The sequence below is a fragment of the Thermomonas sp. XSG genome, from assembly GCF_014678725.1.
In the GTDB taxonomy this organism is placed as follows: Bacteria; Pseudomonadota; Gammaproteobacteria; order Xanthomonadales; family Xanthomonadaceae; genus Thermomonas.
In genome coordinates this window covers 2,760,402-2,775,468 of record NZ_CP061497.1, presented here as the reverse complement: position 1 = coordinate 2,775,468, position 15,067 = coordinate 2,760,402, and the positions used below count along the sequence as shown (strand labels likewise).

Genomic DNA, 15,067 nt, shown 5'->3' with positions numbered 1-15,067 from the left:
CCCGCCGGCAGCTGCCGGCGGGGTTTTTCATGGCCAGCCCGGCGCCGATCTCGGGACGAAAAGAAAGCGGCGCCCATCGGGCGCCGCCGGTTGCAACCATCGCGCCAGGCGATGCCGGGTTCAGACCTTCTTGGCCCAGGCGCTGCACCAGCCCTTGGCCGCCACGCTGTTCTGCGGGAACAGCGTGCACGGGCCGTAGGCCTGCCCCGCCGCGCCCTTGAAGAACATGCAGTTGCTGCAATCGCTGCCCGCCTTGAAGGTCTTGTGTGCCAGCCCCTTCGTGCTTTCCACGTAGTTCAGCGCCTTGGCCTGGGCATTATCTAGCGGCAGCTTCGGAAGCGCGCCCGCAGGCGCCTTCGCCTGCGCGAGGACATCCTTTGCGGCCAGCGGCGCCAGCGCCAGCAGCGCCGCATAACCGATGAAACGACGGCGGCCGGAATCATGTTGGTTCATGGTGGAAAGCCTCCTTGGGGAATAAGGGAATCATCGGCCAGGCCATATCCGTGGATATTGACCGGCATCAAACACCGCGACTCCGGGACGGAGTTTCCGACAAGCGGCCGCGGTTTCCAATCCGGATAGCCATGAAGGAGAATCATTCCCGCCACACGCGCAGTTCGCGGACCTTTCCCGGCCGTGCCTGCAACCACATGGGATCAGCGCAGCTCCAGCCCACCCTGTTCGTGATTGAGCCGGCGCAGGCGTTCGCCAAGCGCGGACAGATTGTCGGCAATCGCCTGCAACTCGCGCTGCTGCGCCTGCGGCAGCGCCGCCTGCGCCTGCTGCCGCAGGCGCGCCCACTCGCCGCCCACCGCGGCCGACAACCGCATCGCCTGCGCCTCCAGCGCACCACGCTCCCCCTGCGGCAATCCGTAACCCCCACCCTGCAAGGCACCGGGTCGCAGCAGCAAGCCGGCATCCGCCAGCAGCAGCCGCAGCTGGTCGTGCATCGTGCTGCCCTCGCCCGGCGCCAGCAGCCGGCGCTTGGCCACATCGCGCGCGCGCAATTCGGCCCGCCGTTGCGCCGCCTCCTCCAGCAGCAGCAGCGCCGCCGTCACGCGCAGATCGCCCCGGCCCAGCCATGGGCTGCGGCGCTTCGCCGGCAGCGCCAGCCATTCTTCCAGTCCCACCTGCGGCAAGGCGAGCTGCTGACGGGCCAGCGCGAACATCTGCTGATAGCGCGCCTGCGCCGATTCGAAGTAATAGCCGCTGCGCAGCGCCGCGTCTCGGTCGTCCAGCACCGCGCTATCGGCCACCCCGTTGCGCTCCAGTTTCCGCAGCAGGCCGGTCGGGGTGATGCTGCGCAGCGGCAGCGCCGCCAGCCGCGGCACGCCGTCGCGCAGCAGCCGCCAGGTTTCCACCGCGCAGTTGTTGTCGATGAAGTAATAGCGGCCGTCGTAGCTCCAGTGCAGCCGGGCGGCGCGCTCCAGCAGGCCGGCGATGTCGCCAGGCTGCAGCGCCAGCGGGATCGAACGCAGACCGCGCAACTCCACCTGGGTGTATTCGTCGATCACCTGGTCCAGCGGCAGCAGGAACAGGCGCGACGGATAGCGCCCGGTCAATCCGCGCCAACTGGAAATCTGCACGTCGTCGACGAAGGCGCGGAAGCTGAGCACGCGGTGGTGTTGCAGGTCCAGCCTGCAGTCCGGCCCCGGCACGCGGCCGGGCGCGCAGACCACCAAACGCAGCATGGCATGGCCCCAGCGGCTCATCGGCGCACCGTTGCCCTCGGCCAGCAGGTAGTCGACGGCGTAGACGCGCGCCGGATCGATCTGTTCGAAGCCGGTGGTTGCTGCGTCCTTCCCGGCCTGCAGGAATACCAGCCCCCGCGCGCACTCCGCCGACGGTGGCTGCCAATCGAAGCGGGCTGCGAAATAACGCGCCAGTGCCGGACGCCGACAGGCGTATCCGGGGTCCAGTAGGAACCATTCCAGGTTGACCGCGACGAACTCGCCGGGATCCTGCAGCTCGTAGCGGTCCGGGCTGCGGTCGGTGAACGGGTTGCGCTGGCTACGCAGGCCGAAGTGCAGCGGCCGCAGCTGCCAGCCGGCAAGGTCGAGCAGGCGCGGATCGCGCGACAGTCCACCCGCCGGCCCGCGGTCCAGCACATGCGCCAGCTCGTGGATCAGCGCGGCCTGCGCCACACGCGTGGCCGCACCTGCGGCGCCCTCCCGTGGCGAACGCGCCATCCAACCATCGAGCAGTTCGCGACGCAGGCTGACCTGCAGGCCCACGCTGCGGCCATGCACCTGCGCCGGCAGGTCATCGCGCCAGCGCAGTTGCAGGTCGGCGGGTATAGCGGCGCGCCAGGCTGGCGGCAGGCGCGCTTCGACCTCCTCCACTAACTCGTGGCTTGCCTGCAGCTGCGCCGCATCCAGCCCGCGCGGCTCCACCTGCAAGCGGGAGGCGGCAGCCGGCAGCGTGATGCTGGCCAGCGCTGCCGCCGACAGCAGCCGCCACCAGAGGCGGCGCGGGCTCACCGGGCCAGGATGGCCTGCGCCAGCTGCATGTCGCTGGCAGCGCGCGCATCGGCACGGCGCTCACGCAGCAGCCGCAGGGCCGCCTCCAGGCGCGCACCGCGGATGCCGCCGTCACTGGCGACGAAGGCTGCAGCATCCGCACGTGCCTGCAGCACCACCTTGTCGTCGCCGGAGATGCTGCCGGAGGTCGCCGAGCCAGCGGAAGAAGCGCTGGAAGCAAAACTGCCGGCACAGGCCGGGGCGGCCGCGAGCAGCAGGACGATGGGCAGGAAGGATTTCGACATGGCGTTCTCGACTGGCGCGCCCGTGCTGGCGTGCCGGCAGACTAATCCAAACCCGCGGAGAATCCAGCCTCGCGCCGCGGCTGCCGGCCCGCATCGGTTCATGTTGGCGCGCTGGCGTGTCAGCGGTCGAACAGCTTGCCGGGATTCATGATTCCGTTCGGGTCGAGTACCGCCTTGATGCCGCGCATGGCGGCGATTTCGGCTGCGCCGCGGGTGCAAGACAGGTAGGGCCGCTTCACCAGCCCGATCCCGTGCTCGGCGGAAATGCTTCCATCATGCGCCTGCAGTGACTGCGCCAGCAGCTTGGTCACGCGCTCGCAGTCCGCCACGAACGCATCCTGCGCCATCGCGTCAGGCTTGAGGATGTTGATGTGGAGGTTGCCGTCGCCGATATGGCCGAACCACACCACCTCCAGCTGCGGGTATTCGCGCCCCAGCAGGACCTGTGTTTCGGCAAGGAAGGCCGGCATCGCCGAGATCCGCACCGACACGTCGTTCTTGTAGGGCACGTAGCGCGCCAGGCTTTCGGTGATGGCCTCGCGCAGCCGCCACAGCTGCGCGGCCTGCGCGTCGCTGGCGGAAATCACGCCATCGCTGACCAAGCCCTGTTCCAGGCATTGTTCGAACGCAGCAAGCGCCTCGGCTTCGCTGGCCTCGTCGCTGGCGAATTCGGTGACCACGTAGTACGGATGGGCCTGCTCGAACGGCGGCGGCTCACCGTGGGCCAGCACGTGCTTCAACGCGACATCGGTCAGGAACTCGAAGGCCTGCAGCTGCAGCCGCGCACGGAACGCCGCGAACACCTGCATCAGCGCCTCGAATGATGGCAGCGCCAGCAGCATCACGTTGCTGGGCGGCGGCGGGTCTGTGAGCTTGAGCGTGGCCTCGACGATGATGCCCAGCGTGCCTTCCGAGGCGATTGCCAGATGCCGCAGGTCGTAGCCGCTGGAATCCTTGACCAGCCCGCGCCCCAGCGTCATCAGCTCGCCGCTGCCGGTCACCAGCTTCACACCGGCCACCCACTCGCGGGTATTGCCGTAGCGCACCACCCGGATGCCGCCGGCATTGGTGGCGATATTGCCGCCGATGCTGCAGGAGCCGCGCGATGCGAAATCCACCGGATACTGCAGGCCGTGTTCGCGCGCCGTCTCCTGCACCTTCTGCAGCGGGATGCCGGCCTGCACGGTCAGCGTGCGATCCACCGCATCGAACTCCAGCACCTTGTGCATGCGTTCCAGGCTGAGCACCAGTTCGCCGTTGGCGGCCACCGCGCCGCCGGACAGGCCGGTGCGGCCGCCCGAGGGCACGATCCCCACGCCTTCTGCATTGGCCCAGCGCACGATGGCCTGCACGTCCTCCACGCTGGCTGGCAGCGCAACGGCCATCGGCGCGGGCGTCCAGCGCCGGGTCCAGTCGCGGCCGTAGTGTTCCAGGTCGGCGGGTTCGACAAGCAGCCGCAACTCGGGCAGCAGGGCACGCAGGGATTCGAGGCGGGCGTCGGACATGGCGGCGGGGATCCGGTGGAAAACATGGCCGCGACGGCAGTGCCGGCACGGTTTCATCTGCAACATCCACTGCGGCATGTTGTGCCCGGAAAATAGCATGCCGCAGCGCAACAAAAGCACCGGTTTTCTGGCTATAGTCGGCATCCGTACCCCGCCGGATGTCGCCCGTATGTCCCTGAAGAAGACCTCCTTCCCGAAACAGGACATCCGCGTGCTGCTGCTGGAAGGCGTCAGCCAGACCGCGGTGGACGCGCTGCGCGCCGCCGGCTACAGCCAGATCGAATACCACGCCAAGGCGCTGCCCGAAGACGAGCTGAAGGCGCGGATTGCCGAGGCACACATCGTCGGGCTGCGCTCGCGCACCCAGCTCACCGCCGAAGTGCTGGCCGAGGCCAAGCGCCTGATCGCCATCGGCTGCTTCTGCATCGGCACCAACCAGGTGGACCTGGACGCCGCCGAGCTGGCCGGCATCCCGGTGTTCAACGCGCCCTATTCCAATACCCGCAGCGTGGCCGAACTGGTGCTGGCGCAGACGGTGATGCTGATGCGCGGCATCCCGCAGAAGAGCGCCGAGTGCCACCGCGGCGGCTGGTCGAAGGCGGCCACCGGCAGCCACGAAGTGCGCGGCAAGACGCTCGGCATCGTCGGCTATGGCCACATCGGCACCCAGGTGGGCGTGCTGGCCGAGGGGCTGGGCATGCAGGTGATCTTCCACGACATCGAAACCAAGCTGTCGCTGGGCAACGCCCGCGCCGCGGCCGGGCTGGACGACCTGCTGTCGCGCGCCGACGTGGTCACCCTGCACGTGCCGGAAACCCCGTCCACCCAGTGGATGATCGGCGCGCAGCAGCTGGCCAGGATGAAGCCCGGCGCCCACCTCATCAACGCCGCGCGCGGCACCGTGGTGGTGATCGAAGCGCTGGCCGCGGCGCTGGAATCCGGTCATCTCGGCGGCGCCGCGGTAGACGTGTTCCCAGTCGAGCCCAAGGCCAACGGCGATGTCTTCGAATCGCCGCTGCGCGGCCGCGACAACGTGATCCTGACCCCGCACATCGGCGGCAGCACGCTGGAAGCGCAGGACAACATCGGCGTGGAGGTGGCGGCCAAGCTGGTGCGCTACAGCGACAACGGCAGCACCCTGTCGGCGGTCAACTTCCCCGAGGTGACGCTGCCCGAGCACGAGGGCAGCCTGCGCCTGCTGCACATCCACCGCAACGTGCCTGGCGTGCTGTCGCGGGTCAACGAGATCTTCAGCCGCCACGCGGTCAACATCGACGGCCAGTTCCTGCGCACCGACGCGAACGTTGGCTACGTGGTGATCGACGTCAGCGCCGACGAAGCGCAGGCGGCGGCCATCCGCGACGAACTGTCGGCCATCGAAGGCACCCTGCGGACGCGCGTGCTGTACTGATCAGCCGCGCGCCAGCCACTTCCCCGCCATCCGCCGTACCGATGCATCCGTCGCCGGGTCGGCCGCCAGTTCGTTGATGCGGCGCCAGGCCAGGTCCAGCGATTCCTCGCTGATGGTGTAGGCCTCGTCCTCGCCGGCATGCACCACGTAGCGCACGTCGTAATGCCAGTGCGCAGGCACGGACTTGTGTTCGGGGATCCAGTGGCGGTCGAGGTCGAAGATCGCATCGCTGACGCGCAGGCCGGCCAGCCCGGATTCCTCCTCCGCCTCGCGCAGCGCCGCCATCGGCAGTTCGCGCTGGCCATCGGCGTGCCCGCCCAGCTGCAGCCACAGGCCCAGCTTGCGATGGTGGGTCAGCAGCACGCGCGTTCCGCTGCGGTCCACCAGCCAGCACGAAGCGGTGAAATGACCCGCAAGGCGCTCGCGGCGGAACGGATCTTCGGCATCGGCCAGCAGTTCGCAGAACAGCGCGACGGTGGCAGCTTCCTCCGGCCAGCGTCCGGCATAACCTTCCAGCGCCGCTTGCAGGGCTGCGTCCATCGCGGGTTTGCTCCTCGGAATCTGAATGCGCTGCATTATCCCGCGTCGTGACCGTCGGCGCTTGTGCCGGACGCCCCTGTCCGTTTAAGGTCGGCGGCTTGCGGCATGCCTGCAGGCGGCCGACCACAACAAGAACCGGGGGAGTAACCTGATGCTGTTCCAGCGAATCAAGCCACTCGACAAGATCCTCGAGACGGCAGAGAAGAAAGCCCTCACGCGCCAGCTGGGCGCCTTCCAGCTGACCATGCTCGGCATCGGCGCCATCATCGGCACCGGCATCTTCGTGCTGACCGCCGAAGCGGGCCAGAAGGCCGGCCCGGCGATGATGCTGGCGTTCGTGATCGCAGCGGTGGTGTGCGCGCTGGCCGCGCTGGCCTACTCCGAGCTCGCCTCGATGGTGCCGGTGGCCGGCTCCGCCTACACCTATACCTATGCGGTGATGGGCGAGGCGATCGCCTGGACCGTGGGCTGGGCGCTGGTGCTGGAGTACGCGGTGGCCGCCGGCGCGGTGGCGGTGGGCTGGTCCGGCTACATGAACGGCCTGCTGGCCAGCGCCGGAATGGAGCTGCCGATGGCGCTCAAGACCGGTCCGATGGACGGTGGCGCGTTCAACATCCTGGCGTTCACCATCGCGCTGGTGATCACCGGCCTGCTGGTGATCGGCACCTCCAAGTCGGCCAAGGTCAATGCGGTGCTGGTGCTGATCAAGGTGGTCGCGCTGACCGCGTTCATCATCATCGCGGTGCCGGCGGCCCAGGACGCCAACTTCAAGCCGTTCTTCCCCACCGGCTGGGGCAGCCCGATGGGCGGCATCGGCGTGCTGGGCGCGGCGGCATCGATCTTCTTCGCCTACGTCGGCTTTGACGCGGTCTCCACCGCGGCCGAGGAAACCAAGAATCCGAACCGCAACATTCCGATCGGCCTGATCGGCTCGCTGCTGGTCTGCACCATCTTCTACATGCTGGTGGGCTACGGTGCGGTCGGCGCAATCGGTTCGCAGCCGATGCTGGATGCGAACGGCGTGGCCTTCCATCCGGGCACCCCGCAAATGGCCGCAGCCTGCGCAGGCTCCGATGCGCTGGTGTGCAGCAAGGAACCGCTGGCCCACGTGCTGAAGGTGATGGGCTTCGCCGGCTGGGGCAACGCGATCGGCCTGGCCGCCGCGCTGGCACTGCCGTCGGTGGTGCTGATGATGATCTACGGCCAGACCCGCATCTTCTTCACCATGTCGCGTGACGGCCTGCTGCCAGAAGCGCTGTCCAAGGTGCACCCGAAGTTCCGCACCCCGCACGTGGTCACCATGGTGACCGGCGTGTTCGTGGCGCTGTTCGCGGCGATGTTCCCGGTCGGCATCCTGGCCGACATCTCCAACTCCGGCACCCTGTTCGCCTTCATTGCGGTGTCGTTGGGCGTGCTGATCCTGCGCAAGCGCGACCCACAGCGCCATCGCCCGTTCCGCACCCCGATGGCCTGGGTGGTCTGCCCGCTGGCCATTGCCGGCTGCCTGCTGCTGTTCCTGAACCTGTCGCTCTACACCATCGCCATGTTCCTCGGCTGGGCAGTGATCGGCCTGATCGTGTACGCCCTCTACGGCTATCGCCACAGCGACCTGGCCCGCGGCATCACCGGTCCGGAAGGCGGCAACACGATGGAAGCCGAACCCAAGTTCCACGAGGGTCCGCAGGCCTGATCGCAGGAACTGCGCTCCGCGAAGAACCCGGCTCCGGCCGGGTTTTTCGTTTCCGCATGGTCACCACCCGCTATCCTTTTGCGCTTCGCTTCAACCCGGACACCACCATGCACGACCACGAGCGCGCCGCCCGGCAATCCCTGATCGACCACTGCCGGGCGATGAACGCCAGCGGGCTGTCGCTGAACAAGTCCGGCAACGCCAGCATCCGCTGGCGCGACGGGCTGCTGATCACCCCGACCGGGCGTGCCTATGACCGCCTGCAGCCCGAGGACATCGTGTATCTCGAAGCCGACGGCACCTGCCCGCCCGGGCAGCTGATTCCGTCCAGCGAGTGGCGCTTCCACTGCGACATCCTGCACGCATTCCAGGACATGAACGCGGTGGTGCACGTGCACTCCACCCACGCCACCGCATTGGCTTGCCTGGGCCAGGGAATCCCGGCGTTCCACTACATGGTGGCGGTGGCCGGCGGCGATCGCATCCCCTGCGCCGATTACGCCACCTTCGGCACCGGCGAGCTGTCCGCCAACGTCCTGCGTGCGCTGGACGGCGGCCTGCGCGCCTGCCTGATGGCGAACCATGGCCAGGTCACCACCGGCAAGACCCTGTCCGAAGCCTACGCGCTGGCGGAAGAAGTGGAGAACCTGGCCCGCCAGTACCTGCTGGCACGCATGCTGGGCCATACCCGCGACCTGCCGCCCGAGGAGATGGCGCGGGTGCTGGAGAAGTTCAGCACCTATGGCCAGCAGCGATGAGGGCGTGAGGCTTCGTCATTGCGCAGAGGGACATGCCGGTCTTCCACTCGCGCGCAAACCCCGCAGCATCACGCGGGCACCGCAGCGCGCAACCAAGCGAGTATCGGGGAGCGACTGGCGGGCCGGGGGGGGGCCACGTGATGCACGCCTGAAATCCTGCGCGCAACGTGATGACGCTGGGAGCCGCCAAGCAATACACTTCGCGGATGAACGCCCCCGCCTTCGACCACAACCTGTACGCCGGCTGCGCCGCCCAGATCATCAGCCATACCCGTGAGCTGGCCGCCAAGGGCTGGACCCCGGCCACCGCCGGTAATTTCTCCATCCGCATGGATGCCGACCACGCGGCCATCACCATTTCGGGCAAGGACAAGGGCCGGCTGACCGAAGCCGACATCATGGTGGTCAACATGGCCAACGACCCGGTGGCCACCCACCACCGGCCGTCCGCCGAAGCCGCCCTGCATACCCACCTGTACCGCCGCTTCCCCGACGTGGGCGCGGTGCTGCATACCCACTCCCCCACCCAGACCATCGCCGGCCTGCTCTATGCCGACCAGGGCCGCGTGCGCCTGCGCGGGTACGAACTGTTCAAGGCCCTGCGCGGCCACACCACCCACGAAACCGAGCTCGACCTGCCGGTGGTGCCGAATTCGCAGGACATGGACCAGCTGACCACGAGCGTCGATGCGGTACTGACCCAGCCCAACACCTGGGGTTACCTGATCGCCGGCCACGGCCTGTACGCATGGGGCCGCGACATCAGCGAAGCGCGCCGCCACCTGGACGCGTTCGAATTCCTGCTCGGCTGCGAACTGGAAATGCGCCGCCTGCGCGGCGCGGGAGCCTGACATGAGCCGTTTGCGCATCTTCCACCATGACGCCCCGCAGGCGCCGCTGCTGGTCGCCCATGAGCATGCCGGGATCGCCGCCGAGCTGGCGAAGATCGGCGTTGCCTTCGAGCAATGGCAGGCCGCGCAGCCGGTGCAGCCGGGCGACGCGCCGGAAATGATCATGGCCGCGTACCGGGCCGACATCGACCGCCTCGTGGCCGAACGCGGCTTCCGCAGCGTCGACGTGGTCAGCATCGCGCCGGACAACCCGAACCGCGAGGCGATGCGCACCAAGTTCCTCGACGAACACGCGCACAAGGAGGACGAAGTGCGTTTCTTCGTCGCCGGCAGCGGGCTGTTCTCGCTGCATGTCGGCGAGAAAGTGTACGAAGTGCTGTGCGAGGCCGGGGATCTGATCTCGGTGCCGGACGGCGCCACCCACTGGTTCGACATGGGGCCCGAGCCCAGCTTCGTCGCCATCCGCTTCTTCACCGAGCCGGACGGCTGGGTGGGCCATTTCACCGGCAGCGACATCGCGCAGCGGTTCCCGCGCCTTGAAGCGGGATCGGCGCTTTGACCACCATCCTCACCGACATCGAAGGCACCACGTCCTCGATTTCCTTCGTCAAGGACGTGCTGTTCCCCTATGCACGGGCCAGGCTGCCCGCCTTCGTCCGCGAACACGGACAGGAACCCGAGGTGCGCCGCTGGCTGGACGAGGTGGCGGTGGAGATTTCCGCCAGCGCCTGCCAGGACGCGGTGATCGTGGAAACCCTGCAGGGCTGGATCGACGAGGACCGCAAGCACACCGCGCTGAAGGCGTTGCAGGGCATGGTCTGGCAGGCCGGCTATCGCGAAGGCGACTTCACCGCGCCACTCTACCCCGACGTCACGCCGGCGCTGCGCGCCTGGCACGCGGCGGGCCACACGCTGGCCGTGTATTCGTCCGGCTCGGTGCCGGCGCAGAAGCTGCTGTTCGCGCATACCGATGCCGGCGACCTGACGCCGCTGTTCTCCGGCTTCTTCGATACCGAGGTGGGCGGCAAGCGCGAGGCAGCAAGTTACACCGCCATCGCCGCCAGTCTCGCGCAACGGCCGGGGGAGATCCTGTTCCTGTCCGACGTGGTCGCCGAGCTCGACGCCGCGCGCGAGGCCGGGCTGCGCACCGTGCTGCTGGACCGTCGCGAGGACTACCCGCAGCCGCGCACCGGCGATGCCGCCAACGGGCACGCCCGCGCGGAATCGTTCGCCGACATCGACGCCGCTGCTTGAACCCGCAGGCGCCCGATCGCCGCGCCACCGGCTGCGGATTGCTGGCGATCCTGCTGTGGGCATCGCTGGCGCTGCTGACCACTCTGACCGCCGGGCTGCCGCCGTTCCAGGTACTGGCCACCGGTTTCGGCGTGGCCGGCCTGCTCGGCCTTGCCCATGCGGCTGCGCGCGGCCGCGCCGGCTGGCGCGCGCTGCGGCAGCCGCCCGCGGCACTGGCGCTGACCACCACTGCCCTGTTCGGCTACCACGCGCTTTATTTCATCGCGCTCAAGCGCGCGCCGGCGCTGGAAGCCAACCTGCTGAACTACCTGTGGCCGCTGCTGATCGTGCTGTTCGCCGGTTTCCTGCCAGGCGTGCGCGTGCGCGGCGGACAGTGGCTCGGCACCCTGCTGGGGCTGGCGGCGGCGGTGGTGCTGGTCACCCGCGGCAGCGCGGTCAGCATCCACGCCGATTACCTGCCCGGCTACGCCGCGGCGCTTGGTGCGGCGGTCATCTGGGCGGCGTATTCCGTCCTCAACCGCCGTCATGCCGATGTCCCCAGCGCGGCCATCGCCCTGCCCTGCGTGCTGGTGGCCATGCTTGGCGCGGCGGCGCACGCGGCATTCGAGACCACCGTCCAGCCCGAACCGGGCCAGTGGCTGGCACTGTTGGGCATGGGCATCGGCCCGGTAGGCGCGGCGTTCCTGCTGTGGGACATCGGCACCAAGCGTGGCGACATCGCCCTGCTAGGCAGCCTTTCCTACCTCGCGCCGCTGCTGTCCACGCTGCTGCTGGTCATCGCCGGCCAGGCCCAACCGCACGTGTCGCAGGCCATCGCCATCGCGCTGCTGCTGCTTGGCGCGTGGCTGAGCGTACGCAAACCCGCGCACTGACAACGCAGGCCCGCCCTGGCAAGCGGGGACCTGCTGCACGGGCCGACCCGCGCCATCAGCGCCCCTGTCGCTGGCGCACCGATGTCTCGGCTGGGCAAGTCAGGGGCGGGGCTGAAGCGTCTGGTGCGGCTGCGGGGGCTGGTACTCCAGCAGCGAGTAGCTGGTACTGGCGGTCACCTCGCCACGCCAGCGGTCGAAGGCGCGCACATCGATGCGATGTTCGCCCGCAGAGAGCTTGGTCGGCAACGCGGCACGCCACAGGTGCGCGGATACCTCGGCTTCCGGCGAGCGGTCGTAGCCGCGCAGCGCGGTGGCTTCGTCGTCGCGCCGGTTCTCAGCCATCAACCGCGGATCGGGCTGCAGCACTTTCTTCATCGGCATCCACTCGCCGCCATCGACGCGGAACTCGACGCGGGTGTCTTCATCGCCCATGTAGACGTTGGCGAACACGCCCCAGGCCGGATAGGCGCCGCGCCGCAGCACCTTGGGCGCGTGCAGGCCGATCTGGCTGTCCGCGGCATCGCGGGCCGCGTGCCACGCCAGCGCATAGTCGCCACCGGCCTTCACGGTCAGCAGCGCATAACCGTTGGGGGTGCCGTCGGACATGGTGGCGTCGGGGATGCCGTCGGCGTCCCGGGCGCCGGCCCAGTAGGAGCCGCAGGCCGCGCCGAGGTTGAATTCGTGCAGCGGCTTCGCCCCCGTCCAGCCGTCGGCGGCGGCGTGGTAATAGTGGCGCTGGCTGTGGTTGTGTGCGCTGAGCACCAGCACGTGCGGGAACGGCGCCAGCAGGGCGAACAGGCGATGGCGGTCGGCGTCGCGGAAGCTGTCCTTGGCGGCATCCTCGAACAGCGGTATGTGCATCGCCAGCACCAGCAGGCGGTCGCGCGGCAGGGTCGGCAGCCAGCGTTCAAGGAAAGCGAACTGGTCTTCGCGGAAGCCGCCGATGTAAGCCGGCTTCTGGCCGGGCCGGTAGATCACGTCGTCCAGCACGACGATGTTGGCCAGCGCGGTCTGGCGGGCGAACGTGTCCGGCCCTATGCGCTGCCGGAACAAATCCAGCGATGCCTCGTCGCTGGTCGCGCCCGGGTCCACGTCGTGGTTGCCGGGGGCATGCAGCCACGGCACGCCCAGCGAGCCGGTGAGTTGCTTCACCGCCGGCATCAGCGTCGGCACATCGTCCACCAGGTCGCCGAGGGTCAGGCCCAGGCTGGCACCGTGCCGGCCTTGCAACGGCTGCACGATGTCGCGGCGGAAGTAGTCCACATCGTCGTCGGACTTCACCTGCGGGTCGCCGAACACCAGCACCTTGGCGGAGTCCCCGGCCAGGCTGCGCGGCGCGCGTCGGTAGACGATGCACCCCGGCATTGGATCGCGCGCGGCGCGCGGCAGCGGCAATGGCGCCTCCACGGTGACCGGAACGCAACCCGCGGCGTCGTTGGACGCCCGGGCAGCAAGGGGTAGCAGCAGGGGGAAGAGCAGGCCAAGCAGGAGATGGATGCGCATCCGCCGATTATGCAATGCGCGGCGCACGCGGGCTGCTCTAGAATCCCCGCCATGGGGATGGGAACACCACGGGGCATGCAGGCACGAAGGCGACTGGCCGGCTGGTGGCTGGTGCTGGCCGCCTGCCTGTGCATGCTGCCGGCCGCCGCCAGCGACCCGACACTGCGCCTGGGCGCCGGCGAGTCCAGTTTCCCGCTGGCCGGAGCGATGCACTACTGGCACGACACGTCGGCCGAAGCCACGCCGGACCAGGCCTTCTCCCGGGCCCATGCCGGCGGGTTCGCGCCGCTGCCCGACGGCAACCCGGCCTTCGGGTTCCAGACCGGCGCCTACTGGTTCCACCTGCCGGTGGAGAACCTGCAGCGCGACGAGCCGCTGTGGATCCTGGTGCAGGAATACGCGCTGAGCGACAAGCTCGATGTGTATCTCCGCCACCCGGACGGCCACGTGGAGCACACTGCCGGCGGCGACCACGTGCCGTTCGCCGACCGCTTCATCCGCTACCGCCACCCCAACTTCCGCCTCGACCTGCCGGCCGGGCAGCGCATGGAGCTGCTGGTGCGCGTGCAGAGCGAAAGCTCGATGCAGGTGCCGCTGGCGCTGTACACGCCCAAGGCGTTCGCCGAGCTGCTGCGCGACGCGCAGTTCTCCAACGGCCTGTACTACGGCATCGTGCTGGCGTTGCTCTGCTACAACCTGGTGCTGTGGCTGATGCTGCGCGATGCCAGTTACTTCTGGTACCTGCTGCATACCGGCGCGTTCGGACTGGTGCTGTTCACCCTCAACGGCTATGGCTTCGAGTACCTGTGGCCGACCTCCGCCTGGCTGGCCGACGCCTCGATCCCGCTGTCGATCTGCCTGGCCCTGATCGGCATGCAGCTGTTCGCACGCAGCTTCCTGGACCTGCGCACGCGCTGGCCCACAGGCGACAAGGTCTGCCTGGGCGTGGTGGCGTTCTTCGCGGCCCTGGGGGTCGCAGCGACCTGGCTGCCGTACAGCATCGCCACCCCGATCGCCTCGCGAGCGGTCCTGCTCGGCGTCGCCTGGATCATCATCGCCACCGTGGTGATGCTGCGCCGCGGCTACCAGCCGGCGCGGCTGTTCCTGCTGGCCTGGTCGCTGTTCCTCAGCGGTACCGCCGCGTTCACCCTGCTGGCGTTCGGGGCGCTGCCGCAGAACTTCTGGACCCAGAACGGGGTGCAGATCGGCTCCGCGCTGGAACTGCTGCTGCTCTCACTGGCGCTGGGCAGGCGCTACGCCAGCCTGCGCGAGGAAAACATCCGCATCGTGCAGGAAACCAACGAAAAGCTGGAGCGCGGCCTGATCGACCGCACCCGCGAACTGCGCACGACCATGGCGAAGCTGGGCGAAGCCAACGTCAAGCTGCAGGAATACAGCCGTCGCGACCCGTTGACCGGCACCTACAACCGTCGCCACTTTCGCGAAGCGTTCGCGCAGATGCTGGAATCGCGCAAGGGCAGCGGCGGCCAGATCGCACTGCTGCTGCTGGACCTGGATTTCTTCAAGCGGATCAACGACAGCCACGGCCATCCCGCTGGCGACAGCTGCCTGGTCGAGGCGGCGCGCCGGATCGAGGAGGTCGCCGCGCAACGTGGCGGCCTGGTGGCGCGCTTCGGCGGCGAGGAGTTCGTGGTGGCGCTGAGCTGCCGCGATGCCCAGGACGCGTTGCAGGTCGCGGAAGCCATCCGTCTGCGCATCCAGCAGGATCCCGTGCGCCATGAAGCGCTGGCCATCCGCCTGAGCGTCAGCATCGGCATCCATACCGTGTCCAGCGATCGCGGCAGCAGTGCGGAGGAAATCATCCGCATCGCCGACGAGGCTCTGTATCGCGCCAAGGACGACGGCCGCAACTGCGTGCGCCATTCGCTGACCACCGCCTGAGGCGGCGGTAACCCGGC

14 protein-coding genes are annotated in these 15,067 nt (G+C 68.7%); 8 read left to right on the top strand and 6 right to left on the bottom strand.

Features of this window, described 5'->3' with window-relative positions; genetic code table 11:
* Window positions 1–120: 120 nt before the first annotated feature.
* The 4 genes from ICG51_RS12980 to ICG51_RS12965 all read right to left on the bottom strand — a co-directional run bounded on the left by ICG51_RS12980 (window position 121) and on the right by ICG51_RS12965 (window position 4,269).
* Entirely contained in the window at window positions 121–453 is a 333-nt protein-coding gene (locus tag ICG51_RS12980; RefSeq protein WP_190280752.1) for a high-potential iron-sulfur protein, read from the bottom strand.
* A 203-nt stretch (window positions 454–656) separates the two neighbouring features.
* Entirely contained in the window at window positions 657–2,480 is a 1,824-nt protein-coding gene (locus tag ICG51_RS12975) for a DUF4105 domain-containing protein (RefSeq protein WP_223809459.1), read from the bottom strand.
* Window positions 2,477–2,764, bottom strand: coding sequence for a DUF2388 domain-containing protein (locus ICG51_RS12970; RefSeq protein WP_190280751.1), 288 nt, complete (start codon window positions 2,762–2,764; stop codon window positions 2,477–2,479). Before ICG51_RS12970 ends, ICG51_RS12975 begins: the two co-directional genes overlap by 4 nt.
* 119 nt (window positions 2,765–2,883) lie before the next feature.
* Window positions 2,884–4,269: an FAD-binding oxidoreductase gene (locus ICG51_RS12965; RefSeq protein ID WP_190280750.1), complete on the bottom strand. Its 1,386-nt coding sequence runs from the start codon at window positions 4,267–4,269 to the stop codon at window positions 2,884–2,886.
* Window positions 4,270–4,438: 169 nt separating this feature from the next.
* On the opposite strand from ICG51_RS12965, the gene serA reads away from it, so the two are divergent.
* Entirely contained in the window at window positions 4,439–5,680 is a 1,242-nt protein-coding gene (gene serA, locus ICG51_RS12960) for a phosphoglycerate dehydrogenase (protein WP_190280749.1), read from the top strand.
* Here the strand turns inward: serA and ICG51_RS12955 are convergent, their stop codons facing one another.
* Window positions 5,681–6,220, bottom strand: a complete 540-nt coding sequence (locus tag ICG51_RS12955; RefSeq protein ID WP_223809458.1) for an NUDIX hydrolase — start codon at window positions 6,218–6,220, stop codon at window positions 5,681–5,683. It lies immediately after the preceding gene.
* Window positions 6,221–6,371: 151 nt separating this feature from the next.
* Here ICG51_RS12955 and ICG51_RS12950 point away from each other — a divergent pair, with 151 nt between their 5' ends.
* The 6 genes from ICG51_RS12950 to ICG51_RS12925 all read left to right on the top strand — a co-directional run bounded on the left by ICG51_RS12950 (window position 6,372) and on the right by ICG51_RS12925 (window position 11,645).
* On the top strand, window positions 6,372–7,910 hold the full coding sequence (locus ICG51_RS12950) for an amino acid permease (protein WP_190280747.1): 1,539 nt from the start codon (window positions 6,372–6,374) through the stop codon (window positions 7,908–7,910).
* A gap of 56 nt (window positions 7,911–7,966) precedes the next feature.
* The gene (locus tag ICG51_RS12945; RefSeq protein WP_223809457.1) at window positions 7,967–8,668 is read left to right on the top strand and encodes a class II aldolase/adducin family protein; all 702 of its coding nucleotides are present in this window, start codon (window positions 7,967–7,969) and stop codon (window positions 8,666–8,668) included.
* Between the two features lie 206 nt (window positions 8,669–8,874).
* Window positions 8,875–9,519 (top strand): methylthioribulose 1-phosphate dehydratase, encoded by a 645-nt coding sequence (locus ICG51_RS12940; protein WP_190280746.1) that lies wholly within the window; start codon window positions 8,875–8,877, stop codon window positions 9,517–9,519.
* A gap of 1 nt (window position 9,520) precedes the next feature.
* Window positions 9,521–10,078, top strand: a complete 558-nt coding sequence (locus ICG51_RS12935; protein WP_190280745.1) for an acireductone dioxygenase — start codon at window positions 9,521–9,523, stop codon at window positions 10,076–10,078.
* A complete protein-coding gene (gene mtnC, locus ICG51_RS12930; protein ID WP_190280744.1) occupies window positions 10,075–10,773 on the top strand; it encodes an acireductone synthase in 699 nt (232 codons plus the stop codon). The genes ICG51_RS12935 and mtnC overlap by 4 nt, the downstream gene beginning before the upstream one ends.
* The gene (locus ICG51_RS12925; RefSeq protein WP_190280743.1) at window positions 10,770–11,645 is read left to right on the top strand and encodes an EamA family transporter; all 876 of its coding nucleotides are present in this window, start codon (window positions 10,770–10,772) and stop codon (window positions 11,643–11,645) included. Before mtnC ends, ICG51_RS12925 begins: the two co-directional genes overlap by 4 nt.
* Before the next feature lie 99 nt (window positions 11,646–11,744).
* Here ICG51_RS12925 and ICG51_RS12920 read toward each other — a convergent pair whose 3' ends face one another.
* Window positions 11,745–13,148, bottom strand: coding sequence for a calcineurin-like phosphoesterase C-terminal domain-containing protein (locus tag ICG51_RS12920; RefSeq protein WP_190280742.1), 1,404 nt, complete (start codon window positions 13,146–13,148; stop codon window positions 11,745–11,747).
* 75 nt (window positions 13,149–13,223) lie between these two features.
* On the opposite strand from ICG51_RS12920, the gene ICG51_RS12915 reads away from it, so the two are divergent.
* Window positions 13,224–15,050, top strand: coding sequence for a diguanylate cyclase (locus tag ICG51_RS12915; RefSeq protein ID WP_190280741.1), 1,827 nt, complete (start codon window positions 13,224–13,226; stop codon window positions 15,048–15,050).
* The last annotated feature ends 17 nt before the right edge of the window (window positions 15,051–15,067 follow it).